This window comes from Streptomyces sp. NPDC021622 (genome assembly GCF_040640795.1).
Lineage (GTDB): Bacteria > Actinomycetota > Actinomycetes > Streptomycetales > Streptomycetaceae > Streptomyces.
On record NZ_JBFACK010000034.1, the window covers coordinates 1 to 24,914 of the forward strand.

A 24,914-nucleotide genomic window follows, 5' to 3' on the forward strand; every position below is an offset into this window, starting at 1 on the left:
CCCGGCCGCCGGGGGGGGCGGGTGGTGACGCCCCCCCCGCCGGCCACCGCTGGGGCGGCCCCCGGCTTTTTGTGGGGGGGGCGCCTCTCTGCGTGTGCCGGGGTCATCGACCCCACCGCCTCAGTCCTCATCGGCGAGGATCAGATACAGCTTCTTGCGGGCGTCGTTGATGACCGTGACCGCCTTCTCGCGCTGCTCCTTGCTGCCGGTCTTCCAGACCTGGCCGAACGCCTCCATCAGACCGAAGCCGGCCTGCCGGATCTCGTTCAGCGTCTCCCAGTCGACCCCGCGCCCGGCTTCTTCCCAGGGCGCGTCGGGACCCTCGTCGGCCGCCTCGCGTCCGGCGCCGGTGAGCGAGAAGAGCTTCTTGCCGCCTTCGCTCGCACTGCTGATCAGACCCTCGTCCTCCAGGAGCTGGAGGGTGGGGTAGACCGAGCCAGGGCTGGGCTTCCATGCCCCGCCGCTGCGCTCGGCGATCTCCTGGATCATTTCGTAGCCGTGCATCGGCCGGTCCTTCAGGAGGGCCAGGATCGACGCGCGCACATCGCCGCGCCGCGCCCTGCCCCGGGGACCACCCCTGCCGCCACGCCCGCCGCCCCAAGGCCCACCGGGACCGCCGAAGCCGGGACCGAAGGGCCCGAACGCCGCACGCCGCCCCTCAAAACCGCCCCGGCCCTCATGGCCTGGGCCGCAGTGGCCACGCCCGTGCTCGTGTTCATGTCCGTGGTTACGCATCGCCATCACTCCTTTGATGTCATCGATCAATCACCTTGTCGTTGATCAGTCGCGATGCGTCAACGATATATCGGAACAGTTCGCCCGGCAAGCCCCTTCCTTCTGGGATGAGTCATTCGAGCGTGCCCTCCCGGTCCGGAAGTTCATCTCGTTCAAGGGGCAGAAGAACGTCACGGGCGACTGCTGGGCGGCGACCTCGCAGGACCTGGTGTGGCGTGCCAGTCGATGTCCGGCCGGAGAGTCTCGTCGACGAGGAGGCCGCCGAAGTCTTCGCGGCAACAGCGCTGCCACCGACGCCCAGTGGCAGCGACGATGCCGGTGGCGCGCCAGTCAGCGTTTGCCGGCCGCCAAGGCCCCACGGCTGGACCGCGCCCTGAAGAAGGTCGCCCGGCGGGGCGGCGTGGTGTCTGCCGGAGTGGTTCGGCCGGTGCAGCGCTGGGTGGGGATCAGGGTGCCCCCTGCACGTCCTCGCCCTGACCGACGAGCGGGGCCGGATGATCTGGATCTCCGCGGCTCGGCCCGGCCGCACTCACGGCATCACCGCCGCCCGCCGTGACCGCGCCCTGTCCCACCTACCCGCCGCCGGCCTCGGCACCCCGGTCGAGCACGGCTTTCATCTCAAGAACTGGCGGATCCTCACCAAGCTCCGCACCGATCCCGCCCCCGCGACCGGCCTGCTGCGCGCCCTGTTCGTCCTGACGAACCTCGAAGGAACCCGCTGACAGTTGAGCTACACCCGAGACATCCGCCCAACACCGGCATGACCACCCCGAACGACCTTCACGCCACCACCCCTCCGTCCTGCCAGCGGTAGAGGTCGCGCAGCAGGGAAATCTCGGCGCCGTGATGGATCAGCTCCCTGTTGACGTGCAGGATCCTGTTCTCCATGGGAAACCGCTCGGGACCCACCGTGGGCGGATTCTCCAGGTCGGCGTCCGAGAGTTCGCGGACCCCCGCGTTCCATCTCCCGTACATCTCATCGAGCTGCTTCAGCGCCTCGTCAGCGGTCCCCGCGTAGGCAAATGTCTCGGAGTCGACGTCCTGACCGCCGAAGTACCATCCGACCCGATAGCCCAGGCACGAGACGATGATGTGCGCCAGCCGCCAGGCAATCGTGGTCACCGGCGCCGGCACCGGGCCAGGGGACGCAAAGTCCATCGCCCACTCCCCCGAACCTGTCGACATCGGTGCGGCCGACGTGCCACGCGGGCGGATGCTCCAGCAGCCACGCACCGGCTCCCAGAAGTACTCCTCATCGGTAAGACCGTCCAGCCGCGGCCGCAGGTTCTTGTGCCAGTACCAGTCCACCTGCTCCGCGAGCCGCTCACTTCTTGTCATGTCCGCACACTACATACGACGGAAACCTGGCTGCGCCCATCACTCCATCGACTCCAGAATGCGGTCGAGTGTCCGGCGCCCCAGTCTGCTCATCGACGGATTGCTCTCGACGTAGTACCAGACAACACCCATCGCCTGTTGGAACGCCCATGCCTTGCCGCGCTCCCACTCCAGATCGTCACAGACCAGTGTCCGCCGGAGCACTTCCCGCGGGCCTGGCTGCAACAGATGCCAGGCACTGACCAGATCCAGCGCGGGGTCGGCCGGGCCGAAGCCGCCGGTGTCGAGTACGCCGCTGAGCCGGCCTCCCGCGACCAGTACATTGCCGGGAATCAAGTCACCATGGCTCATCACATCGGCACCCGTGCGTGGCAACTCCCGAAAATGGCTCCACACCTGGCGGAGCCGGGGCACGTCGAGCAGCCCCTCACTCTCCTCGAAACACTTCGCCACCCAATCGTCGTGGTCAGCGAGAACGCCGCCACGACCCTCGCCACTGAAAAGCCGTCCCCGCGTCTCGGCCTCCCGCAGGGCTGCGATGAAGGCCGCAAGGTCCTCGGCAAAAGCGTCCGACCCACTCGGGTCGGCATCAAAGGCGACCGTTCCCGGCAGCCATGTCTGGACCGACCACGGCATGGGGTAACCCGCTCCAGGCTTTCCCAAGGCGACGGGTTCCGGGGCGGGGAACCGAGACACCTGCGCCAGCTCCGCGCTCGCCCGGGCTTCCTGTTCCAGAACCGCCAGCGCCTCGGCGGCATCGGCCAGACGCAGCGGGAAACGCGCAGAAAGGTCGTTCCCTATGCGGAAGATGGCGTTGACCGTCCCGGTCGACGACACGAGTTGGATCGCCTTGCCACTCCACTGAGGGAACTGTTCCTCGATCAACGTCGCAACGGTTTCGGTGGTCACGTCCACTTGGTCATCGTGCATGGTCATCTCTCGGGCGCTCTTCCACTAGGCCGGCTCGAAACGTCGGAAGCAGACCAGATCAACTGAGACGGCAGCCAGTATTCATACGCCAGAGTCCAGATCAACTGAGATTCTCGGCCACCCAGGCGTCTCAACCGTTCTGGTCGCCCCAGTTCACAGCCGACTCGGCGCCGCCCTCGCCTACTACTCCACGCACCACAGCTCGTGCGGACCGGACTCACCGTCACAGCAAGGCTCATGGAGCAGCCCGACCCCGGGGCCAAGAGGACGATCGCCATCTTCCTGGCCCGGAAACCCGGAAGTCAGCCCATCTGGGACTTGACGTAGTCGATCACCTCGTGGAACTCCTTCGTGGGCGAGAAGTCGACGTACTCACAGTCCTCCAGTGCCTCCGGAGCATGGCCCGCCGCCCAGTAGAAGGCCTGGCCTGCCTCGTAGATCTCCTCGCCGGACGCCGTCCGCATCTTCAGGCGCCCCTTGAACAGATACCCCCAGTGCGGACACTGGCACAGGCCGTCCGGCATCCCGGTGAGCACCGGCGCCATGTTCGTGCCCTGCGGAAGCCGGGCGAACGCGACGGTCATGTCACCCCCGACATCCCGCATCCGCAGCTCCACACCGCCGCCTTCGATCGCGACGGGAGTGTCGTCCCGCGTCGTCGCCGTCATGGTTCCTCCTCTGCGGGCCCGCTCCCGGGCCCAGGGAATCCCTCTCCCTTCCAGCCTCTGCCCGCCGGGCACGGGACGCGAGGCGTGGCGTGATCGGCGAAGGGGCCAATCGGGCCACCCACCCGCAATTGGCCTTGGCCCGCCCCCACATTGGCCCGCTAGCGTCGTCGATATGCCGACCTCTCACCGCATTCGCGTCGTCGACGCCTTCACCGACCGCCCCTTCGCCGGCAACCCGGCAGGTGTCCTGCTCCTCGACGCCTTCCCGGACGACGCGTGGCTCCAGCACGTGGCCGCAGAGATCAACCACGCCGAGACGGCCTTCGCCCACCGCCTCCCCGCGCACGACGAAGCCGACTGGGCCCTGCGGTGGTTCACACCCACCACCGAGGTCGACCTCTGCGGCCACGCCACCCTCGCCACCGCCCATGTCCTGCACACCACGGCGGCCGCCACCGGGCCCGTGCGCCTCGCCACCCGCAGCGGCGTCCTCATCACCACCGCGCACGACGACGGCACCATCACCATGGACTTCCCGACCGCCCCGCTCACGCCGGCCGAGATCCCCGACGGCGTCGCCGAAGCCCTGGGCGCCCAGCCCCTCGCCGCGTACGACACCGGAGCGCACCTCGGTGACCTGCTCGTCGAGCTCGCCGACGAGAAGACGGTGCGCGCACTGACCCCCGACCACAAGGCTCTCGTCCAGCACTCCGAGCGCGGGATCATCGCGACCGCACGCGCCGAAGACCCCACCCGCGGCTACGACTTCGTCTCCCGCTGCTTCTTCCCGCGCGTCGGCATCGACGAGGACCCGGTGACGGGCAGCGCCCACACGGCCCTGGCCCCCTTCTGGTCCCGGCGCATCGGCCGCACCGAACTGACCGGCCTGCAGGCCTCGGCCCGCACCGGCCTCGTCCGCACCGAACTGCGCGGCGAACGCACCCTGCTTACGGGCAGCGCGGTCACGGTCATCGAGGGCGAACTGCACGCCTGACGGGACGGTGGGGACGTACAAAGCCGTGTCGTACGTCCCCACCCGGCCGCGCTACGGCGTCGGCAGCCACCCCACCTTGCCGGCCAGCAGGGCGTACCCGACGAACGCCCCGATATCCAGCAGCGCATGGGCCACCACCAGCGGACCGACCCGCCCCCACCTGCGGTAGAGCAGCACGAAGACCACGCCCATCGCCATGTTGCCGATGAACCCACCGATGCCCTGGTAGAGGTGGTAGGAGCCGCGCAGCACCGAGCTGCCGACCAGCGCGGCCATCGGCGTCCACCCCAACTGCCCACACCTGCGCAGCAGATAGCCGACGACGATCACTTCCTCCAGCACCGCGTTCTGCACCGCGGAGAGCACAAGGACCGGGTATTTCCACCACACGTCGGGCAGATCCTCCGGCACCACGGTGAGGTTGAACCCCAGCCCCCGAGCCGCCAGATAGAAGGCGATCCCGGTGCTGCCGATCGCCGCCGCGATCGCCGCCCCGCGCCCCAGATCGGGCCATGGGCGGCTCCGGTCGAAACCGATCGTCCGCAGCCCGGCGCCCTCCCGCAGCAGAAAGTGCGCCACCAGCGCCACGGGCACCAACGCGGTGGTAATTCCGAACAATTGCCACGCGAGATCAAGCCAGGGACGCCCCGGCGCGGCCGACGCGTTCATCGTCGCGGCCTGGTCCTTCAGACCGCCCGGTTTGGTGACCGATCCGACAAAGCTGATCAGCGCGGACACTCCGCTCGCGCCAAGTGAGAGCGCCAGGACGAGCAGCGTCTCGTCCCGGAAGATCCGCCGCGATGGCTCTTCCGGTCGAAAAGAACCAGCCAACGACCCGGGCTCCGCTTGCACTCCGCCTCCAGTTGAGTAATCCCGCCTCATCCTCACCCGCGCCCCGCTAGGGTCTCGAAAGAAGTTACGAAGATCGTGCGCGACAGGCCGAGGGGGACGGACGCCGATTGCGGTCATGCCACCCCCTCTTTCCTTGCTTCATCACTCAAGGAGGGGCACCACCGCCATGGGACGTCACAGCTTGCCCGATGAGCACGGAACGGTCGCACCCGACCCACGACCGCGCAGCCGCGGCCGCACCGTGGCCATCGCGACGGCGCTCGTCCTGGCGGTCGCCGCGGGCACCGCGTTCGCCGTCCGCAGCGACCTGCTCTCCTTCGGCGGATCGTGCAGCGACGACACGGTCCGGCTGAATGTCGTCGCCGCACCGGACATCTCCCCCGCGCTGCGCGCGGCCGCCGACGACGCCCGCGAGAACCAGGTCATGTCCGACGGGCACTGCATCGACGTACGCGTCACGGCCCGCGATTCGTACAAGGTGGCCGACGAACTCCGGGCGGGCAAGGGCGATCCGGAGTACGACGTATGGGTGCCGGACTCCGACCTGTGGGTGCAGCGCGTCGGGCTCGGCGGCAAGCAGACCAAGGTGGTCCCCGCGGGGAACATCGCGTCGTCGCCGGTCGGCATGGCCATGGTGCCGTCCGCCGCCGAGTCCCTTGGATGGCCCAAGAAGACGTACGCCTGGCCGGAGTTGGCCGGCGCCGCGATGAAGGGCGACAAGCTGCGGCTCGGCGCCGCCGACCCGGCGCGCAGCGCCACCGGACTGCTGGCCCTCGCCAAACTGAGCGCGTCGGCGAAGAAGTCGGGGGGCGCGGAGGGCGACACCCAGGCGGCCGGCATGGCCAAGGCGCTGTCCGCGCGGACCGCCGACAGCGACGGCCAGCTCCTGGACACGCTGGCCCGCGACGGCTCGGGCACCGAGCAGGGCAACCCGCGCCGCAATCAGGCGCTGATCCTCTCCGAGCAGGCCGCTTTCCGGCACAACGCGTCGGCGGGCGAGGAGAACAGCCTCGACATGTTCTATCCGAAGGACGGCTCACCACGCCTCGACTACCCCTACACGCTGGTCGAGGAGGACCGTCTCTCCACGGACCAGAGCCGGGCGGCCCTGCGCTTCATGACGCTGTTCAGCGACGACGACGGGCGCGCGATCCTGGAGAAGAACGGCTTCAGGACCGACCCCGAGCAGGTGTCGGAGAAGCTCGTCACGGCCGCCGGCGGCCGCACTCCGCAGCCGTACACGGACGAGGCGGCCGAGCCGCCGTCGGACAAGCAGCTCCAGGAGACGCTCGGCATGTGGACGATCACGGTCCAAAGTGCCCGGCTCAGCACGGTAGTCGACGTGTCGGACTCCATGAGCGAGTGGGTGCCGGGCCGCGAGCAGACCCGGATGGAGGTCACCAAGTCCTCGCTCCTGCAGGCGCTCGCGGGGTTCACCGACGAGGACGAGATCGGGCTCTGGGAGTTCGCCACCGGGCTCGACGGCGAGCGCGACTACCGCAGGCTCGTGCCGACCGAGCGGCTCGGCGACCGCAAGGGCGACGGCACCCAACGGGACAAGATCTCCGAGGCGTTCAGCGATCTGGAGCCCATACCGGGCGGTGCGACCGGTCTGTACGACACGACGCTGGCCGCGTACAAGGAGGCGACGTCGACGTACGCGAGCGGCAAGTTCAACGCACTGGTGGTGCTCACCGACGGCGCCAACCAGGACCCCGGCTCCATCTCGCGCAGCAGCCTCATCTCCCAGCTGCAGGAGCTCACCGACCCCAAGCGCCGGGTGCCGCTCATCGCGATCGCCGTCGGCCCGAACGCGGACAAGGAAGAGGTCAAACAGATCGCGGAGGCGACCGGCGGATCGGGGCACCAGGTCGACGACCCGGCACAGATCCACGCGGTCATCCTCAAGGCCATCATGGAGGCGGGCAGCCAGGGCTGAACCCCCGGCCCCTCAGCTGAGGACGGCGGGTTCCGGCAGCCCCACCGGCCAGGTGTGCACCGGGTCCCCCGAGTGCATCAGCTCGGCGTAGCGACGGGTGGTGGCGGCGAGCGCGGCCTCACGTTCGAGCCCGGTCTCCAGTGCCTGGTGGTACGTCGCCGCCTGCCAGGACGCCCCGTTCACCCGCCGCCTGCACCGCTCCTCGATCACTCCCAGGTAGAAGTCGCGGTCGGCGGGCTCCACACCCCATGCGTCCAGCCCGGCGGCGGCCAGCGGCAGCAGTTCGTCACGGACCAGCGAGACCGCGGGCACCTCGACGATCCCGCCGTATCTGCCGCGCCGCGGCCACTTCAGACGGGCCTCGATGCCGTGCCGGCACGCGGTGTCGAAGTTGTCGGCCGCGGCCTCGAAGGGCAGCCGGGTCCACACCGGCCGCGTCTCCTCGGCCAGGGCCCGTACGAGGCCGTAGTAGAAGGCGGCGTTGGCGATGACGTCGGTGACGGTGGGGCCGGCGGGCAGGACGCGGTTCTCCACGCGCAGATGCGGGACGCCGTCGGCGATGCCGTACACGGGGCGGTTCCAGCGGTAGACGGTGCCGTTGTGCAGGACGAGTTCGGCAAGGCTCGGCACACGGCCGTCGTCGAGCACCTCCAGCGGGTCCTCGTCGTCCATGAGGGGAAGGAGCGCCGGAAAGTACCGCAGGTTCTCCTCGAAGAGTTCGTACGCGTCCGAGATCCAGCGCTCCCCGAACCAGGTACGCGGCCGAACGCCCTGCGCCTGCAGTTCGGGCGGCCGGGTGTCCGTGGACTGCAGGAACAGCGGCGGCCGGGACTCGCGCCACAGCTCGCGGCCGAACAGGAACGGCGCGTTGGCGCCCACGGCGATCTGCGCGGCGGCCACACACTGCGCCGCGTTCCACACATCGGCGAACCGCCCCGGGGTGACCTGGAGGTGCAACTGCACGGAGGTGCACGCCGCTTCGGGCGCTATCGACGTGGACGTGCAGGTCAGCCGCTCGACGCCGGTGATGTCCAGCGTGAACTCCTCGCCGCGTGCCGCCACGATCTGGTCGTTCAGCAGGACGTAGCGGTCGACGTCGGAGAGGTTCCCATGGACCAGATCGTGGTGGCCGAGGGTCGGCAGAATGCCGATCATGACGATGCCGGCGTTCACCTCGTTCGCTTTACGGTGGGCATAGGCGAGGCCCGTGCGCAGCTCTTCGGCGAGGCGGTCGAGAACGCGGCCGCCCAATCGGTGCGGGGCGATATTGACTTCAAGATTGAACATTCCGAGTTCCGTCTGGAAGTCGCGGCTCGCGATGCGCTCGAGAACTTGCGCATTCATCATTCTCGGCATCCCGTCGGGCCCCGCGAGATTCAACTCGATCTCCACGCCCATCAGATTCTTGGGCCGGTCGAACCGCTCCTCGTCCAACAGCCTCCGCAGTCCCGCGAGACACTCCCTGAGCTTGCTTCGGTACCGGTTCCGCTCGGACAGGTCAAACGTTCCTGCCACGACCTTCTCCCCCATCGCAAGCGTCCCCTCCTCGGATGGGCAGCCAATGATCCGGCCGCTGCGTCTCGGAGGATGATGCCCTGCAATGTGATCGATAACGCCCCGCACATGCCCCCGTCCCAGTACGCTCGACAAGCGTCGTCACACGGCACATTCGCGCGGCATGACACACACCAGAAAATCGCCGCACCCGTGTCTGGTGAAAAACACCGACGAGAATCGGCCGTCCGCGTCACGGAAGTGAGCCGAGGTCAGAAGGGGCGCCCACATCCAGAATCGGGAGGAATCCCGCGAAAGGGCGACCGACAATCGACTTGCGAGCAATATTGGGCGCGGTTAGACGAAACACCGTCTGAACACGTGTCGTATAAACTCCGCAAACGAGGCAGAGAGTTGGCGCTCGCGGTCCCCCTGCCCCCGCCCCTCTGGCCCCAGAGCAGACAGCGTCGTCCGCACCTGCCCTCGATCCACCGTGCCTGTCGAATGAGAGAGGCGACCCACCATGCCGCTGCAAGTCCCCCCGGCTCCCGCGCCCGCCCTGCGCAGCGTCCTCGCGGCTCTCGGTTCACCCACCGCCGTACGCGAAGCCCGAACCCCGTCCCTGCGCGCCGCCCAGGGACCGGTGACCCCCGAACTTCCGCTGCCCGTCCACGTCCTGGACCGGATCACCCCGTCGGGCAGCACACCCACCCGGCTCGCGGGGTGGCGTTTCCTGATCCGCTGCGGCGAGCGAGCTGTCGCCGCGGCCGACACGATGCTCACGCCTGACGGGTGGACGTTCTCGCACTTCTTCGAGGGCCCGTACATCGCGGCCACCGAGCGCGCCCTGCGCCACGCCGAGAAGATGCCCCTGCCGTACCAGCCACGCCTGTTGTCCGTGCCCGAGCTCTACATGCTCACGCTCTGGCTGCACGGCGACTGCACGGCCGACGGCGCGGCCGGCCATCTCTCGGCCACCGACATCCTCGTACCCCTGGCGCCCGCGCCACCCGGCATCGCGGCCCACCGCCCGCACCACGCCGCCGAACTGCTCAAGGTCCTCACCCACCGACTGACCCCCGCGCCGCTGCTCGGCTCACCCGCCTGAGGCCGCCGCACCTCCCGTGCCCCGCCGCCCGACCGGCCGCGGGGCACGGCGCTGCCCGCTGCCCATACGGACTAGCCAGGTATGACCACCCCGAACCACCCGAAGAGACAGTGCAGTTGGGCTGAACCGTCCGGGCGGGTGATACGTCATTAAGCAGTAAGGAGCGCTGCCGTTAAATCCCTGCGGATTGGCGCCCGTAGGGCAACACTGGGATCGGACCGACTAATACACGGGGGGCGGTCATGAACACCGCATCGAGCCGCAGGACAGACGTCACAGCCATCACATCGCAGCGAAAGAACCCTTCCATGTGCCAGCACCAACCACCGTGCCCGACAGCCGACTCCGCCGACCGGGAAGCCGCGCTCCTCACGGCGAGCCACCCCGAGCAGGGCTGGAGCCTGCTGTGCAACGGCGTCCTGCTCTTCGAGGACACCGGTGAGCTGCTGCCGGACGGCCAGATCATCGCCCCGCACCGACCGCTGGGCACCGACGAGATCATGACGGCCGCCTGACGCGGCGGCACCACGGCACGGACAACGAAGGGGCCGACCCGGAGAAGCAATCTCCGGACCGGCCCCGACGCATGTGCTGGACCGTGAATCAGTCCTCGCGCATCAGTCCTCGTACGCATCCAGCGGCGGGCAGGAGCAGACCAGGTTCCGGTCGCCGTACGCCTGGTCGATGCGGCGCACCGGCGGCCAGTACTTGTCGGCCGCGACGACACCGGCCGGGAAGACGGCCTCCTCACGGCTGTAGCCGTGCTCCCACTCGCCGCTCAGCGCGGCCGCGGTGTGCGGCGCGTTGCGCAGCGGGTTGTCGTCGGCGGACCACTCGCCGCCGCCGACCTTCTCGATCTCCGCGCGAATGGCGATCATCGCCTCGCAGAACCGGTCGATCTCGACCAGGTCCTCGCTCTCCGTCGGCTCGATCATCAGCGTCCCTGCGACCGGGAACGACATGGTCGGCGCGTGGAAGCCGTAGTCGATGAGCCGCTTGGCGATGTCGTCGACGCTGACGCCCGTCTCCTTGCTCAGCGGCCGCAGGTCGATGATGCACTCGTGCGCGACGAGGTCGCCGGGGCCGGTGTAGAGCACCGGGAAGTGCGGCTCGAGCCGCTTGGCGATGTAGTTCGCGGAGAGCACCGCGACCTGCGTGGCGCGCTTGAGCCCCTCGCCGCCCATGAGACGTACGTACGCCCAGGAGATCGGCAGGATGCCCGCGGAGCCCCACGGCGCGGCGGAAATCGGTCCGACACCCGTCTCGGGACCCGCGGCGGGCTGCATCGGGTGGTTGGGCAGGTACGGCGCGAGGTGCTCACGCACACCGACCGGGCCGACGCCGGGACCGCCGCCGCCGTGCGGGATGCAGAAGGTCTTGTGCAGGTTCAGGTGCGAGACGTCGCCGCCGAAGTGCCCCGGCTTGGCAAGGCCCACCAGCGCGTTGAGGTTGGCGCCGTCGACGTACACCTGCCCGCCGGCCTCGTGCACCTCCGCGCAGATGTCGGCGACGTGCTCCTCGAAGACACCGTGCGTCGACGGGTACGTGATCATCAGGACGGACAGCTCGTCGCGGTGCTTCTCGATCTTGGCGCGCAGGTCGTCGACGTCGATCTCGCCGTCGTCGGCGGTCTTCACGACGACGACCTTCATGCCGGCCATCACGGCGCTCGCGGCGTTGGTGCCGTGCGCGGAGGACGGGATGAGGCAGACGGTGCGCTGCTCGTCGCCGTTGGCCCGGTGGTAGCCACGGACCGCGAGGAGACCCGCCAGCTCGCCCTGCGAACCGGCGTTGGGCTGCAGCGAGACCTTGTCGTACCCGGTGACCTCGGCGAGCCGCTCCTCCAGCTCACGGATGAGCGTGAGGTAGCCCTGCGCCTGCTGGGCGGGCGCGAAGGGGTGCAGCTGCCCGAACTCGGGCCAGGTGACCGGCTCCATCTCGGTGGTCGCGTTGAGCTTCATGGTGCAGGAGCCCAGCGGGATCATGCCGCGGTCGAGCGCGTAGTCGCGGTCGGCCAGCTTGCGCAGGTAGCGCAGCATCGCGGTCTCGGAGCGGTACTGGTGGAAGACCGGGTGCGTCAGGTACTCGTCGGAGCGCAGCAGACCGGCGGGCAGGGTGTCATCGGTCGCCGCGTCGAGCGCCTCGATGTCCGCCTCGACCCCGAACGCGGTCCAGATCGCGGTCAGCTGCTTGCGCGTGGTGGTCTCGTCGCAGGCCAGCGAGACGTGGTCGGCGTCGACCTGGTGGACGTTGACGCCACCCTCGCGGGCCGCGGAGACAAGCTCCTCGGCCTTGCCGGGCACCCGCACGGTCAGCGTGTCGAAGTACGCGCCGTGCACGACATCGACCCCGCCCGCGGTGAGGCCGGCGGCCAGCAGCGTCGCGTAGCGGTGGGTGCGCCGCGCGATGGACTTGAGACCCTCGGGCCCGTGGTAGACCGCGTACATCCCGGCCATGACGGCGAGCAGCACCTGTGCCGTACAGATGTTGCTGGTCGCCTTCTCACGGCGGATGTGCTGCTCACGGGTCTGCAGCGCGAGCCGGTAGGCCTTGTTGCCGTCGGCGTCGACGGAGACACCGACGAGCCGGCCCGGCAGGCTGCGGGCGAACTTCTCGCGCACCGCCATGTATCCGGCGTGCGGCCCGCCGAAGCCCATCGGCACACCGAACCGCTGCGTCGTGCCGACCGCGATGTCCGCACCGAGCTCACCGGGCGAGGTGAGCAGCGTCAGGGCGAGCAGATCGGCCGCGACGGAGACCACGGCCCCCAGCTCGTGCGCCTGCTCGATGACCGGCTTGATGTCGCGTACGACACCGGAGGCGCCCGGGTACTGGATCAGTACGCCGACGACACCGCGCTCGGCGACCTCGGCCGGGATGCCCTCGCTCAGATCGGCGACGACGATCTCGACGCCGGTCGGCTCGGCACGGGTCTGAATGACGGCGATGGTCTGCGGCAGCGCGTCGGCGTCAACAACAAAAACGCCGTCCTTGACCTTGCTCATGCGCCGCGAAAGGGCCATGGCCTCGGCAGCGGCGGTCCCCTCGTCGAGCAGGGAGGCACCGGAGGTGGGCAGTCCGGTCAGCTCGGCGACGACGGTCTGGAAGTTGAGCAGCGCCTCGAGCCGCCCCTGGGAGATCTCGGGCTGGTACGGCGTGTAAGCCGTGTACCAAGCAGGGTTCTCCATGACGTTCCGCAGGATGACGGGCGGCGTGAAGGTCCCGTAGTAGCCGAGCCCGATCATGGAATCGAGCACCTGATTCCGATCGGCCAGCGAGCGCAGCTCGGCCAGGACCTCGGCCTCGGTGCGCGCCCCGGGCAGATTCAGCGCCTCGGCGTTCTTGATCACATCCGGCACCGCGGCGGCGGTCAGCTCGTCGAGCGAGCCGTAACCGACCTGCGCGAGCATCTTGGCGCATGCCTCGGCATCGGGGCCGATGTGCCGCTGCTCGAAGGGAATGCCCTGCTCAAGCTGTGAGAGCGGGATGCGAGGGGTGGCGGTCATTGCGGAGGCCTCCTGGTCTGACGCTGGTCTGACGCGACCTGCGAGGGGCACCACGGCGCGGGTGCCCGGACGGCCTCCCCCTCTGTCATCTCAACCTGAGAGCTTCACAGACCCGCCCATGGACAGATCTGCTTTCACCGTCGGTGAGGAAGGGTCTCGAACGTGCCCGCCCGACGCCCGCCCTGCTTTCCAGAGTGACCTCGTCCGTGCGGTACAGGGTGCCTGAGAGATTCCGGGGAGGATTTGCTCCTTCGGCGCCTCCGGAATCACCTCCCGGAGAGCTCTCCCGCACGGGGTCAGCAGCCACCGCCAGCGTACCAGCGAGGACCGCGCCCGATCCCTCGAGTGGCCGCCCGCCCCGATGTGCTCTTTCGTAGTGATGACAAGCGAATAATGATTGGTTACGCGCCATTTCGACAAACTGCGACCAGTTGGAGGGCCTGTGCAGACCGACATCGATCCGCGCAACCTGATCGGCCGCAAGGCGTTCGACCGGGACGGGGCCAAGATCGGCACGATCGACGAGGTCTACCTCGACGATGCCACCGGCGCCCCGGAGTGGGCCGCGATACGCACGGGCCTGTTCAGCCGTGACGCCTTCGTCCCCCTGGAACCCAGCGAGGTCACGGGAGAGGGCACCCTGCGCATCCCCTTCGAACGCTCCCTGATCAAGGACGCCCCCGACTTCGGCGTAGGCCGCCACCTCTCCCCCGAACAGGAACTCCAGCTCTACCACCACTACGGCCTGGACATCGCACCCCCACCACCCCCCGACCAGGACTTCGGCAAAACCGCAGACGAAAACCCCTGACGCCGCGCCCTCCCCGGTACGCAACGCTCCCCCGACCGCCCGCCCTCGCTGTGGTCAGGCGCTCCCCCGGCTAACCCGCCCGCCCTCGCTGTGGTCAGGCGCTCCCGCGGCTAACCCGTCTGCCCGCCCTCGTTGTGAGCAGGCGCTCCCCCCCCGGCTCGCCCGACCGCCCGCCCTCGTTGTGGGCAGGCGTTCCGCAGGGCGAGTGGGGTCTCCCCTGCTCGAGCGGAGCCGAGAGCTTGGGGAAGGGTGGGCACAACGCCCACTGCCGAGCACCGCTACGCCAAGGGCGAAGGCCCAGCACGGCCCCCCGGCGGAGCCACCAGCGGCAACGGCTCCGCGGGAACAAGCTCCGGATCATCGACCCGAAACGTCCGCACCCGCCCCGGCGCCGACCCCGGAGTCTCAAACCGCACCGTCACCCGCCCAAGCCCACTCCCCTGCACCCACCCACACCCGTACACGGCATGCCGCACATCGTGCCCCGCGGCCCACCGCCGCGCGCCGAGCGCCACCTCCTCGACGGACGCCTCCTCGGCCTCCCCCGCACCCTCGACCTCAGTCACGGCTCCCGCAGCCTCGCCCTCCCCCCGCTCAAGCCCGTCGGCCCGAGCCTGCGCGAAGAGATCCTCCTGCGTGTAGTCCGCAAGCCCCGTGACCCCCACGCCAAGGAGCCGCACACCCCCCGTGGTGTCCACGGACTCCAGCAACCGCGCGGCAGCCTCCCGCACCACCCCAGGGTCGTCCGTGGGCCCCCGCAGCGTCTCGGACCGCGTCAGCGTCGAGAAGTCGAACCGCCGCACCTTCAGCACGATGGTCCGCCCCGAGTGCCCGGCAGCCCGCAACCGCTCCACACACCGGTCGGCGAGCCGCGCCACCTCGCCCCTGACCCGCACCCGGTCGTGAATGTCCACGTCATACGTGTCCTCGACACTGACCGACTTGGACTCCCGCTCCGCCACTACGGGCCGCTCGTCCCGCGCCTGCGCCATCGCGTACAGCGCGCTCCCGTGCGACTTCCCGAGCAGCCGTACGAGCTCGTCCTCGCCCGCCTCAGCGATCTCCCCGACCGTCGTGATCCCGCCCCGCCGCAGATGGTCCCCGGTGGCAGGACCGACCCCGGGCAGCGTCCGCACGGACATCGGCGCGAGCAGCTCCCGCTCGGTCCCCGGAACTATCAGCCGCAGACCATCGGGCTTGGCCTCCTCCGAGGCGATCTTCGCCAGCATCTTGGACGCGGCGAGCCCGACCGACCCCGCAAGTCCCGTCACCGTCTTGATGTCGGCACGCAACCGCTCCCCCACGGCCAGCGCCGACGCCTGGTCGTCGGCCACGCCGCCCGCCTCCAGGTCGACAAAGGCCTCGTCCAGACTGAGCGGCTCCACCAGCGGCGACAGCTCACGCAGCAGCGCCATCACCTGCTCGCTGATCTCCCGGTAGAGGCCGAAGCGCGGCACCAGATAGGCGGCGTTCGGCGCGAGGCGACGCGCCTGCCCCATGGGCATCGCCGAGTGCACACCGAGCTTCCGCGCCTCGTACGAAGCCGTGGCCACCACACCCCGCGGCCCGAGCCCGCCCACCACCACGGCCTTCCCGCGCAGACTCGGCTTCGCGGCCTGCTCGGCAGACGCGTAGAAGGCATCCATGTCGAGATGCAGAATCGTGGGCGCGGTTCTCACACCTCTGATGCTGCCCTACGCCACTGACAACGCCCCGAAACCGCCACCCCGCCGGCGATGATGCAACCGCCTCACACGGCCCGGTTGCGCCGCCGCGCGAGCTCGTCGGCGGGGTTCTGACGCAGCAGCGTCTCCCCGGTGTCGATGCGCTCCCCGTGCAGCTGCGAGAGCGCCGCCTCCACGTCCCGCCACACGACGCCCACGGCGATCCCGAAGACCCCCTGACCACCCTGGAGCAGATCGTGGACCTCGTCGGGCGACGTGCACTCGTAGACCGTCGCGCCGTCGCTCATGAGCGTCATCCGCTCCAGATCCCGGAAACCGCGGTCGCGCAGATGCTGGACCGTGGTCCGGATGTTCTGCAGGGACACCCCGGTGTCCAGGAACCGCTTCACGATCTTCAGGACGACGACGTCCCGGAAGCTGTAGAGCCGCTGGGTCCCCGACCCGCCCGCGGACCGCACACTGGGCTCGACGAGCCCCGTACGGGCCCAGTAGTCGAGCTGTCGATACGTGATACCGGCTGCCGCACACGCGGTCGGCCCCCGATACCCGATCTGTTCCTGTTCGGTCTGCCCGGACGTAGCGTCCCCGCTCCCCTGAACCGCCATCGGCCGCCTCGGAGAGTGATCGGCCGTGCTGCCGTGAAGCGGATACGGTCCGCCCATCGCCGTACCGTCGCCGCTGCTTCTCACGCCGACCTCCGTCCTTGACCTGCCTTCCCGACGGTAGGCAGTCACCAGGGGCTCGTCAACGATCGCCACACTCGGCACGCCGAGTGATAATCACCCTAAGAGTGGTTTGCCGCGCCTCACCGCCGGGAAAGGCTAGCCGAATGGTCCGTCGGGACCCTCCGGAGGCATCGGTTCACTGGCTGTTGGTGCCGAAGTCCTCGGGCGAGATCTGATCGAGGAACTCGCGGAACTTCTCCACCTCGTCCTCCTGCTCGTCCGGAATGGCGATGCCGGCGTCGTCCAGGACACCGTCACTGCCGTAGATCGGCGTTCCGGTGCGCAGCGCAAGCGCTATGGCGTCGGACGGCCGGGCGCTCACCTCGACTCCACTGGCGAAGACCAGCTCCGCGTAGAAGACCCCTTCGCGCAGGTCCGTGATGCGCACCTCGGTGAGCTCCTGACCCACCGCCTCCAGCACGTCCTTGAACAGGTCGTGGGTCAGCGGCCGTGCGGGCGCCATCCCCTGCTGTGCGAAGGCGATCGCGGTCGCCTCCCCTGGTCCGATCCAGATGGGGAGGTACCGATCGCCTCCCACTTCACGCAGGAGCACGATCGGTTGGTTGGAGGGCATTTCGACCCGGACACCTACGACGTCGAGCTCGTTCACACAGCAACCCTAGGACGTGCCCGGCAGGTTTGGGTAGTCGGGCACCCCTTGAGTCAGGGCAACCGCACCCCGAGAGCGGTCTGCACCAGTGCAGAGTGCAGCTTTCCGGTGAGCCCCGCCAGTTCCTTCGTACGGGCTTCCGCATGGGCCCTGGTCTGCGGATTACGGTGCCGCCGCAGGGGCGCCACGACCTGGTCGACGAGGCCGGCCTCGCGTTCGGCGGCGGTTTTCACGGCCCGCAGATGGCGCGGTTCGATGCCGAACCGGCCGAGTTCGACCACCAGGGCGGCGACCGTCACGGCCTCGGCGTCGTAACCACCTTCCGGCAACGGCGCGATGAGCCCGTACGTCTCCCACTCGTCGAGCTGCTCCGCGTCGATCTCGGCGGCCGCGAGCAGCTCGGCCCGGCCCACCCGGGCCGCCGTGGGCCCTTCGGCCTCACCGGGGCCCCAGGTGTCGCCGGACTCCCTCGGCTGCCCCAGGGAGGGCAGCGGGGCCGCTTCTCCGCGCTCCAGGGCGTCCAGGTGCTCCCGGATGACCTTGAGCGGCAGATAGTGGTCCCGCTGCATCCTCAGGACGTGACCGAGCCGCTCGACGTCCTGCGGGCCGAACTTCCGGTACCCGGACGGCGTGCGTTCGGGCTCGATGAGCCCTTCCGACTCCAGGAATCGGATCTTGGAGATCGTGACCTCGGGAAATTCGTCACGCAGCGCGTTCAGGACGGCGCCGATGCTCATCAGCCGACGGTCCTCGGCGGCGGTGCCGTTCCCGGCACCGCCCCTCGGTGTTTGAAGCATGGACCTTCCTGAAGGTGCCCCCGGACGAAGTCCGGGGGAGGGTCAGATGCCGACGCTCCGCTGGCTCGCGTAGAAGACCAGCCGGTACTTACCGATCTGCACCTCGTCGCCGTTCGACAGCGCGACGGAGTCGATGCGCTCCCGGTTGACGTACGTGCCGTTGAGGCTGCCCACGTCCGCGACGGTGAAGGAACCGTCCTGGACGCGACGGAACTCCACGTGACGGCGCGACACGGTCACGTCGTCCAGGAAGATGTCGCTCTGCGGGTGACGCCCTGCCGTGGTCAGCTCGCCGTCCAGGAGGAAGCGGCTGCCCGAGTTCGGACCGCGGCGCACCACGAGAAGCGCCGAGCCGAGCGGCAACGCGTCGACGGCGGCCTGGGCCTCCGGCGAGAGGGCGGGCGAGGCGGTCTGCCCCGTCACCTCCGCGTCATAGGCCTCGAGGCCCGAGATGGAGATCGTCGAGGTCGTCTCGGACGGACGCTCCGGCGCGGCCCCGGCCCGCAGCGGCGCGCCGCAGTTGGAGCAGAACCGGCTCGCGTCGGCGTTGCGGTTCCCGCACCTCGTACACACCAGGGCCATGGACGGATCCTCCTGCCGCGGCTGCCCCGCGGGGGCATTGGATGCGTACGGACCGGGGTTAAACCCTCCACCCGTACTTGAGGTTGACGGTTCTCCGAAACCTATGCGGCCCGCACCGGCAGGGTCAACAGACGACGCGCCCTGTCCGCCCGAAATGTCACCGCCAGGACCACCGACCTGATCACGGAACATCGGGCGCTCGCCGCCCTGGTCCTCGGCGGCGTCTCCATGGCGCGGCGCACGGTGCCGGGCAGTGGCGGGATTGCCGCTGTCCTCGCGCGAACGCTTGCCGAACAACTTCTCAAACAACTTCACGGGCGATTCCCCTTGACCGAAACAGACCCGCCCGTGGGGCAGGACGAACCCTGATTGCACACACCGGCGTACATCGGCGTACCAGACATCCTCACAACGTCCGTACCCGCCAAACAGTTTCCACCACGCACCACGCTTACAGTGCGCCGACCCCCCGCAACCTCATGCCCTCCCCGGACGGCCCCCATGCGCCCCCGCCTCACTGGGAGGACGACCGAGCGTAGTCAGGCCGCTTCGCGGGTCGCAAGGCGTCCACCACGATCTTCTCCGCTCGCGCCACGGTGACCGTGGCCTGCTCCTTTTCCAGAGTCTGCACCACCCCACCAGGGATGTTCAGCGCCGGCTCGAGGTCCTGCGGCTTGCCGATCACCTTGAAGCGATAGGGCTTGCCGACCTTGCGGCCGTCCACCCGTACGCCACCACCGTCCGTGTCCGACAGGTAGGTGCTTGCCACCACGCGCACGTCATTGATCTGGATGGCCTCGGCCCCCGCGGCGCGCAGCTCCTGAATGGCGTCGAGCAGCATGTCCGCCTCAACCGACCCCTTCTTGTCATCGATGGTCAGCGTGATGCCAGGACCCTGCGCTGCCACGGTGCCCGCCAGAATGCCGAGTTGTCTTTCCTTCTCGACCGTCTGCTTGCGGGCCTCCTCGGCCTGGTCCGAGCTGTTCTCGAGCCCGGTGCGCTGATCCTCCAGACGCTGCTTCTCATCTTCCAGACGCTGCGTACGGTCATCCAGTTCATCGAGGATGCGTACGAGATCTTCCTGGCGTGCTCCGCGCAGCGCGCTGCTGTCGTTGTTGGAGCGCACCTGGATGGCCAGGCCGAGCCCCAGTACGAACAGCAGCAGGGCGACGATCAGTTGGGGACGCGTGACACGCGGCGGCCACAACCCCGCCAGCAACCGCTGACGGCCGGTCATCGGCTGCTCCTCGCCCGGTGCGGGCGCGGCGCTGTCCGCAGGCTCCACGGGGGCGCTCTGCACCTCGGCGGGCAGTTCCTTGTGCCGGTTGTCGTTCCCGGGTGTCTCGTCCGTGGCCATCGGCGTCACGCCCGGAAGATGTGTCGGCGGATGGCGGCTGCGTTGGAGAAGATCCGGATGCCAAGGACCACCACGACACCGGTGGAGAGCTGAGCGCCTACGCCCAACTTGTCGCCCAGGAACACGATCAGGGCGGCCACGACCACGTTCGAGAGGAACGAGACCACGAAGACCTTGTCGTCGAAGATCCCGTCGAGCATCGCGCGCAGGCCTCCGAACACCGCGTCGAGCGCGGCGACGACGGCGATCGGAAGGTACGGCTCGACCACCGCCGGAACCTCGGGCCGGACCAACAATCCGGCCACGACTCCCACGACGAGGCCCAGTACGGCGATCACTATGTGCCCTTTCCTGCCTTCGGCTCTGCTGTACGTACGGTCACACTCGGTGCTGCCGGGAGTCGGACGCTTTCCTGTACGGAAATGCTGGTCCTGACCCCGAAGTTCTCCTGCAGAGCATGCAGATACTGACCGTCGCGACTGTTCTGGAATCTCGTGCTCAACCGCTGCCCGTCCCCCACGGCAAGCACCGTATACGGCGGCACCAGAGGCTTGTTGTCGACCAGTATCGCGTCACCCGCGGCCCTGATCGCCGACAGTGCAGTCAGCCGCTGGTCGTTGATGGCGATCGCCTCCGCGCCCGACTGCCACAGGCCGTTGACCACCCGCTGCATGTCGCGGTCCCGCACCCGTCCGGTGTCGGAGAACCCGCTGCTCTCCCGCGGTCCGCCACCACCCTGGTCTGCCGCCTTGGCGTCGTCCACGACAAGCTTCACGCCCGGCCCGTCCACCTCAGTGGCACCGGACAGTAGAGCCACCAACTCGCCCTGGCTTCCGCCGTGCTTCTTCAGCGCCTCACGCTGCCGCTCGCTCACGTCGTCGCGGAGCGTCTCGACGTCCTCTTCGAGCTTGTCCGCGTCCGAAGTCGCCGACTCGATCCGGTCGATGAGCTCCGCGCGCTCCTTGGCGACGACCGGAGCCGCTATCCGCGCCTGCGCGGCTCCCACGGTCACCACCAGGGCGGCGAGTACGAGCCCGAGTGCGAGCCCGAGCTTGGCGCGCAGCGGACGCGGAACGCCGGCGTCGCCCTTCTCCTTCTTGCGGGCAGCCGCCTCCGCGTATCCCTCGTCCAGGCTGTGGTCCATGACGGTGGTGAGCAGCGACATGGAGGCGTCCGGGCGCCGGGGGCGCGAGGGGGTGCTCCGAACGGGGGGCTGCTGCGGCATGCCGCACATCGTCGCACGTCGCGGGCGCTACCTCCGAATGGCCCCACCGGCGTGCCGGACGGCGCCTCTCGCAGGCGCCGTCCGGCCCTCGCCCATGGTCAGCGACCTGCGCTGTCCACCACGGCGGCCCATTCGTCGAGCAGTGCCTGCGCGGACGCGTCATCGGGCCCTTCTGCCCACAAATGAGTGACCGCCTCGGCGGGATCGGGCAGCACCAACACCCAGCGCCCGTCGGTCTCCACGACCCGCACACCATCGGTCGTGTCCACCGAACGCTCTCCCGCGGCCTCCACCACGCGACGCATCACCAGACCCTTGACCGCCCACGGAGTCGCGAGGTCACGCCGCAGCACATGGGCCCGCGGAATCCGCGCGTCGATCTGGCTGAGCGTGAGCTGCGTCCGCGCCACAAGCCCGATGAGCCGCACGAACGCCGCCGTACCGTCGAAGACGCTGCTGAACTCGGGGATGATGAAGCCACCGCGGCCGTCGCCCCCGAAGATCGTCGACTCGTCGCGCCCCACCCGCGTCAGATCGTCCGGCGACGTGGTCGTCCAGTCGACCTGCGTACCGTGGTACGCGGCCACCTGCTCGGCGATCCGCGTCGTCGTCACCGGAAGGGCCACACGCCCGCTGCGCCGCTCGGCGGCGACCAGATCGAGCATGACGAGCAGCGCCCGGTCGTCCTCGACGATTCGCCCCTTCTCGTCGACGAGCGAAAGACGCTCACCCACCGGATCGAAGCGCACCCCGAACGCGGCCCGCGCCGACGCCACGATCTCGCCGAGCCGCACAAGCCCCGACCTGCGCGCCTCGTAGGACTCGGTCGGACGTGATTCGTCGAGACCCGGGTTGATGGTCAGCGCATCGACCCCGAGCCGCCCGAGAAGGCTCGGCAGCACAAGACCCGCGCTGCCGTTGGACGCGTCGACGACCACCTTCAGCTCGGACTCGGCCACACCCGTGGTGTCGATATTGCGGAGCAGAGAGCCGGTGTAGGAGTCGAAGACACTCGACGGGAAATGCAGATCCCCGATCTCACCGGGGAAAGCACGCCGGTACTCCTGACGCGCGTACACACGGTCCAGCTTCCGCTGACTCCCCTGCGACAGATCCGCTCCACGCCCGTCGAAGAACATGATGTCGACGGAGTCCGGCACCCCCGGAGTCGTCCGGATCATGATCCCGCCGGCACTGCCCCGCGCGGTCTGCTGCCGCGCCACCGGCAACGGCACATTCTCCAGATCGCGTACGTCGATGGCGCTGGCCTGCAGAGCCGAGATCACCGCTCGCTTCAGAGCACGGGCGCCTCGCGAATGGTCACGCGCGGTCGTGACGGTCGAGCCCTTCTTCAGCGTCGTCGCATACGCGCCGGCGAGCCGCACCGCGAGCTCCGGGGTGATCTCCACATTCAGGATCCCGGACACCCCGCGCGCACCGAACAGATGGGCCTGGCCCCGCGACTCCCAGATGACGGACGTGTTGACGAAGGCGCCGGCCTCGATCGTCTTGAACGGGTAGACACGGACGTTGCCCTGGATGATCGATTCTTCACCGACCAGGCACTCGTCACCGATGACCGCACCGTCCTCGATACGGGCGGCCCGCATGATGTCGGTGTTCTTCCCGATGACACAGCCCCGCAGATTGCTGTGCTCGCCGATGTAGACGTTGTCGTGGACGACGGCCTTGTGCAGAAACGCCCCGGTCTTGACCACGACGTTCGAGCCGATGACGGTGTGCTCGCGAATCTCCGCGCCGGCCTCGACCTTGGCGTAGTCCCCGATGTACAGCGGCCCGCGCAGCACGGCGTCGGGGTGCACCTCGGCCCCCTCGGCTACCCACACACCGGGCGAGATCTCGAAGCCGTCGAGCTCGACGTCGACCTTGCGCTCCAGCACGTCGGCCTGTGCCTTGCCGTAGCTCTCGTGCGTGCCGACGTCCTCCCAGTACCCCTCGGCGACATACCCGTAGATGGGCTTGCCCTCCTTCATCAGCTGAGGGAAGACATCGCCGGACCAGTCGACGGACACATCGGCCTCGACGTAGTCGAAGACCTCGGGCTCCATCACATAGATGCCCGTATTCACCGTGTCCGAGAAGACTTGCCCCCAGGTCGGCTTCTCGAGGAAGCGCTCGACCTTTCCTTCTTCGTCCACGATGGTGATGCCGAATTCCAGCGGATTGGGAACACGCGTCAGACAGACGGTGACAAGCGCGCCCTTTTCCTTGTGGAAGTTGATGAGCTCGGTGAGGTCGAAATCAGTGAGAGCATCACCGGAGATCACGAGGAATGCATCGTCCTTCAGCGCTTCCTCAGCGTTCTTCACACTCCCAGCAGTGCCGAGTGGCTTCTCCTCATTGGCATAGGTGAGCTCCATCCCGAGCTCTTCACCATCGCCGAAGTAATTCCTGACCAGAGAGGCCAGGAACTGGACTGTCACTACGGTCTCGGTGAGCCCATGCCGCTTGAGCAGCCGCAGCACATGCTCCATGATCGGCCGATTGGCCACGGGCAGGAGCGGCTTGGGCATGCTCGAGGTCATGGGGCGAAGGCGAGTGCCTTCACCTCCGGCCATTACGACGGCCTTCATGTCGGAAGCGTCCTCCTCAATAGACGACGATCTAGCCGACTTAGCCCGCCCAGATTGGCCCGCATATGTCAGATACGGGCCTGCAAGCCTCTACAGCTGCCGCATCGGCAAGCTCAATCGGCCGTGGCGTCCGCCCGGACAAGTCTACGGACCTGAACCACGTAGAGGATCCCTGCCCACCAGTACAGCGTTGTACCCCATCCGGCGAACGCCCATCCGAAAATAGCAGCGAGAGTGTTGATCCAGCCACTTCCATCACTGAGAAGCAGTAGTGGAAAGGCGTACATCAGGTTGAAGGTGGCGGCCTTGCCCAGGAAGTTCACCTGGGGCGGCGGATAGCCGTGCCGCCTGAGGATCCCGACCATCACCAGCAGAACCAGCTCGCGCAGGAGCAGCACCGCGGTCAGCCAGAGCGGAAGAATCTCCCGCCACGTGAGTCCGACCAAAGTGGACAAAATATAGAGCCGGTCAGCAGCCGGGTCGAGCAGCCGCCCGAGGTTGCTGATCTGGTTCCAGCGGCGGGCCAACTTGCCGTCGAGATAGTCGCTGATGCCGCTCAGCATCAGCACCAACAGCGCCCAGTGGTCACTCTTGGGGCCACCGAACTCCGGCCTGAGGATCAACCACAGGAAGAGGGGTACGCCGACGAGGCGCGCCATGCTGAGGATGTTCGGGATGGTGAGGACTCGGTCCGTCTGGACACGTGTCTCCTGGACCTCCACCCGGGGGCCTCCTGTGGGAAATGAGCCGATGATGCCCCCTGACCTTACCCTCAGTTGTCAGCCGCCGGTGCAGAGGGGTAGCCGGCCACGGAAACACAAAAAGCCGTGGTCCCTGGAATTAAATCCAGAGACCACGGCTATAAAAGAAGTTCGGCGGCGTCCTACTCTCCCACAGGGTCCCCCCTGCAGTACCATCGGCGCTGTGAGGCTTAGCTTCCGGGTTCGGAATGTAACCGGGCGTT

The 24,914-nt window shown here is 68.5% G+C and carries 23 protein-coding genes, 1 rRNA gene and 1 riboswitch; of the genes, 6 read left to right on the forward strand and 18 right to left on the reverse strand.

Going from position 1 to position 24,914, the window contains the following annotated elements:
- Window positions 1-120: 120 nt before the first annotated feature.
- Window positions 121-735 carry a PadR family transcriptional regulator gene (locus AB0G47_RS40395; protein WP_360780966.1) on the reverse strand — a complete coding sequence of 205 codons (615 nt, stop codon included), beginning with the start codon at window positions 733-735 and terminating at the stop codon, window positions 121-123.
- A 494-nt stretch (window positions 736-1,229) separates the two neighbouring features.
- Here AB0G47_RS40395 and AB0G47_RS40400 point away from each other — a divergent pair, with 494 nt between their 5' ends.
- Complete coding sequence (locus AB0G47_RS40400) at window positions 1,230-1,457, forward strand: hypothetical protein (protein WP_360780969.1); 228 nt, start codon at window positions 1,230-1,232, stop codon at window positions 1,455-1,457.
- A 58-nt stretch (window positions 1,458-1,515) separates the two neighbouring features.
- Here the strand turns inward: AB0G47_RS40400 and AB0G47_RS40405 are convergent, their stop codons facing one another.
- The 3 genes from AB0G47_RS40405 to AB0G47_RS40415 form a co-directional block, all read right to left on the reverse strand.
- Entirely contained in the window at window positions 1,516-2,073 is a 558-nt protein-coding gene (locus tag AB0G47_RS40405; RefSeq protein ID WP_360780972.1) for a DinB family protein, read from the reverse strand.
- A gap of 39 nt (window positions 2,074-2,112) precedes the next feature.
- Window positions 2,113-3,009, reverse strand: coding sequence for an aminoglycoside phosphotransferase family protein (locus tag AB0G47_RS40410; protein ID WP_360780975.1), 897 nt, complete (start codon window positions 3,007-3,009; stop codon window positions 2,113-2,115).
- A gap of 296 nt (window positions 3,010-3,305) precedes the next feature.
- Complete coding sequence (locus AB0G47_RS40415) at window positions 3,306-3,671, reverse strand: hypothetical protein (RefSeq protein WP_360780978.1); 366 nt, start codon at window positions 3,669-3,671, stop codon at window positions 3,306-3,308.
- Between the two features lie 172 nt (window positions 3,672-3,843).
- On the opposite strand from AB0G47_RS40415, the gene AB0G47_RS40420 reads away from it, so the two are divergent.
- Window positions 3,844-4,665 carry a PhzF family phenazine biosynthesis protein gene (locus tag AB0G47_RS40420; RefSeq protein WP_360780981.1) on the forward strand — a complete coding sequence of 274 codons (822 nt, stop codon included), beginning with the start codon at window positions 3,844-3,846 and terminating at the stop codon, window positions 4,663-4,665.
- Between the two features lie 51 nt (window positions 4,666-4,716).
- Here the strand turns inward: AB0G47_RS40420 and AB0G47_RS40425 are convergent, their stop codons facing one another.
- Complete coding sequence (locus tag AB0G47_RS40425) at window positions 4,717-5,517, reverse strand: type II CAAX endopeptidase family protein (RefSeq protein ID WP_360780984.1); 801 nt, start codon at window positions 5,515-5,517, stop codon at window positions 4,717-4,719.
- A 166-nt stretch (window positions 5,518-5,683) separates the two neighbouring features.
- Between AB0G47_RS40425 and AB0G47_RS40430 the strand changes: the two genes are divergently transcribed.
- Window positions 5,684-7,456 (forward strand): substrate-binding and VWA domain-containing protein, encoded by a 1,773-nt coding sequence (locus AB0G47_RS40430; RefSeq protein WP_360780987.1) that lies wholly within the window; start codon window positions 5,684-5,686, stop codon window positions 7,454-7,456.
- A gap of 12 nt (window positions 7,457-7,468) precedes the next feature.
- Here the strand turns inward: AB0G47_RS40430 and AB0G47_RS40435 are convergent, their stop codons facing one another.
- A complete protein-coding gene (locus AB0G47_RS40435) occupies window positions 7,469-8,986 on the reverse strand; it encodes a glutamate--cysteine ligase (protein WP_360780990.1) in 1,518 nt (505 codons plus the stop codon).
- A 487-nt stretch (window positions 8,987-9,473) separates the two neighbouring features.
- Here AB0G47_RS40435 and AB0G47_RS40440 point away from each other — a divergent pair, with 487 nt between their 5' ends.
- Complete coding sequence (locus AB0G47_RS40440; protein ID WP_360780993.1) at window positions 9,474-10,058, forward strand: hypothetical protein; 585 nt, start codon at window positions 9,474-9,476, stop codon at window positions 10,056-10,058.
- Between the two features lie 308 nt (window positions 10,059-10,366).
- On the forward strand, window positions 10,367-10,573 hold the full coding sequence (locus AB0G47_RS40445) for a DUF5999 family protein (protein WP_323178639.1): 207 nt from the start codon (window positions 10,367-10,369) through the stop codon (window positions 10,571-10,573).
- 102 nt (window positions 10,574-10,675) lie between these two features.
- On the opposite strand, the gene gcvP is transcribed toward AB0G47_RS40445, so the two are convergent.
- Window positions 10,676-13,564, reverse strand: coding sequence for an aminomethyl-transferring glycine dehydrogenase (gene gcvP, locus AB0G47_RS40450; protein WP_360780996.1), 2,889 nt, complete (start codon window positions 13,562-13,564; stop codon window positions 10,676-10,678).
- Between the two features lie 199 nt (window positions 13,565-13,763).
- Window positions 13,764-13,863, reverse strand: a riboswitch (glycine riboswitch).
- Window positions 13,864-14,006: 143 nt separating this feature from the next.
- On the opposite strand from gcvP, the gene AB0G47_RS40455 reads away from it, so the two are divergent.
- Complete coding sequence (locus tag AB0G47_RS40455; protein WP_360780999.1) at window positions 14,007-14,375, forward strand: PRC-barrel domain-containing protein; 369 nt, start codon at window positions 14,007-14,009, stop codon at window positions 14,373-14,375.
- Window positions 14,376-14,653: 278 nt separating this feature from the next.
- Here the strand turns inward: AB0G47_RS40455 and AB0G47_RS40460 are convergent, their stop codons facing one another.
- From AB0G47_RS40460 to rrf, 11 genes are all read right to left on the reverse strand, one after another.
- Window positions 14,654-16,054 (reverse strand): DNA polymerase IV, encoded by a 1,401-nt coding sequence (locus AB0G47_RS40460; RefSeq protein WP_360781002.1) that lies wholly within the window; start codon window positions 16,052-16,054, stop codon window positions 14,654-14,656.
- Window positions 16,055-16,125: 71 nt separating this feature from the next.
- Window positions 16,126-16,749 (reverse strand): MerR family transcriptional regulator, encoded by a 624-nt coding sequence (locus AB0G47_RS40465; RefSeq protein WP_266869140.1) that lies wholly within the window; start codon window positions 16,747-16,749, stop codon window positions 16,126-16,128.
- A 172-nt stretch (window positions 16,750-16,921) separates the two neighbouring features.
- Window positions 16,922-17,395: a bifunctional nuclease family protein gene (locus AB0G47_RS40470; RefSeq protein ID WP_006123076.1), complete on the reverse strand. Its 474-nt coding sequence runs from the start codon at window positions 17,393-17,395 to the stop codon at window positions 16,922-16,924.
- Between the two features lie 53 nt (window positions 17,396-17,448).
- Window positions 17,449-18,192 carry a MerR family transcriptional regulator gene (locus AB0G47_RS40475; protein ID WP_360781006.1) on the reverse strand — a complete coding sequence of 248 codons (744 nt, stop codon included), beginning with the start codon at window positions 18,190-18,192 and terminating at the stop codon, window positions 17,449-17,451.
- 42 nt (window positions 18,193-18,234) lie between these two features.
- Window positions 18,235-19,206 carry an FHA domain-containing protein gene (locus AB0G47_RS40480; RefSeq protein WP_360781017.1) on the reverse strand — a complete coding sequence of 324 codons (972 nt, stop codon included), beginning with the start codon at window positions 19,204-19,206 and terminating at the stop codon, window positions 18,235-18,237.
- 82 nt (window positions 19,207-19,288) lie between these two features.
- Window positions 19,289-20,131, reverse strand: a complete 843-nt coding sequence (locus AB0G47_RS40485; protein ID WP_360781020.1) for a DUF881 domain-containing protein — start codon at window positions 20,129-20,131, stop codon at window positions 19,289-19,291.
- A gap of 5 nt (window positions 20,132-20,136) precedes the next feature.
- Window positions 20,137-20,469, reverse strand: coding sequence for a small basic family protein (locus tag AB0G47_RS40490; protein ID WP_030794354.1), 333 nt, complete (start codon window positions 20,467-20,469; stop codon window positions 20,137-20,139).
- Window positions 20,469-21,365 (reverse strand): DUF881 domain-containing protein, encoded by an 897-nt coding sequence (locus tag AB0G47_RS40495; protein WP_360781010.1) that lies wholly within the window; start codon window positions 21,363-21,365, stop codon window positions 20,469-20,471. The genes AB0G47_RS40490 and AB0G47_RS40495 overlap by 1 nt, the downstream gene beginning before the upstream one ends.
- An 89-nt stretch (window positions 21,366-21,454) precedes the next feature.
- Entirely contained in the window at window positions 21,455-23,950 is a 2,496-nt protein-coding gene (locus tag AB0G47_RS40500) for a mannose-1-phosphate guanyltransferase (protein WP_360781013.1), read from the reverse strand.
- Between the two features lie 113 nt (window positions 23,951-24,063).
- Complete coding sequence (locus tag AB0G47_RS40505) at window positions 24,064-24,672, reverse strand: CDP-alcohol phosphatidyltransferase family protein (RefSeq protein WP_135335514.1); 609 nt, start codon at window positions 24,670-24,672, stop codon at window positions 24,064-24,066.
- Window positions 24,673-24,820: 148 nt separating this feature from the next.
- A 5S ribosomal RNA gene (rrf, locus tag AB0G47_RS40510) occupies window positions 24,821-24,914 on the reverse strand; the annotation flags it as partial.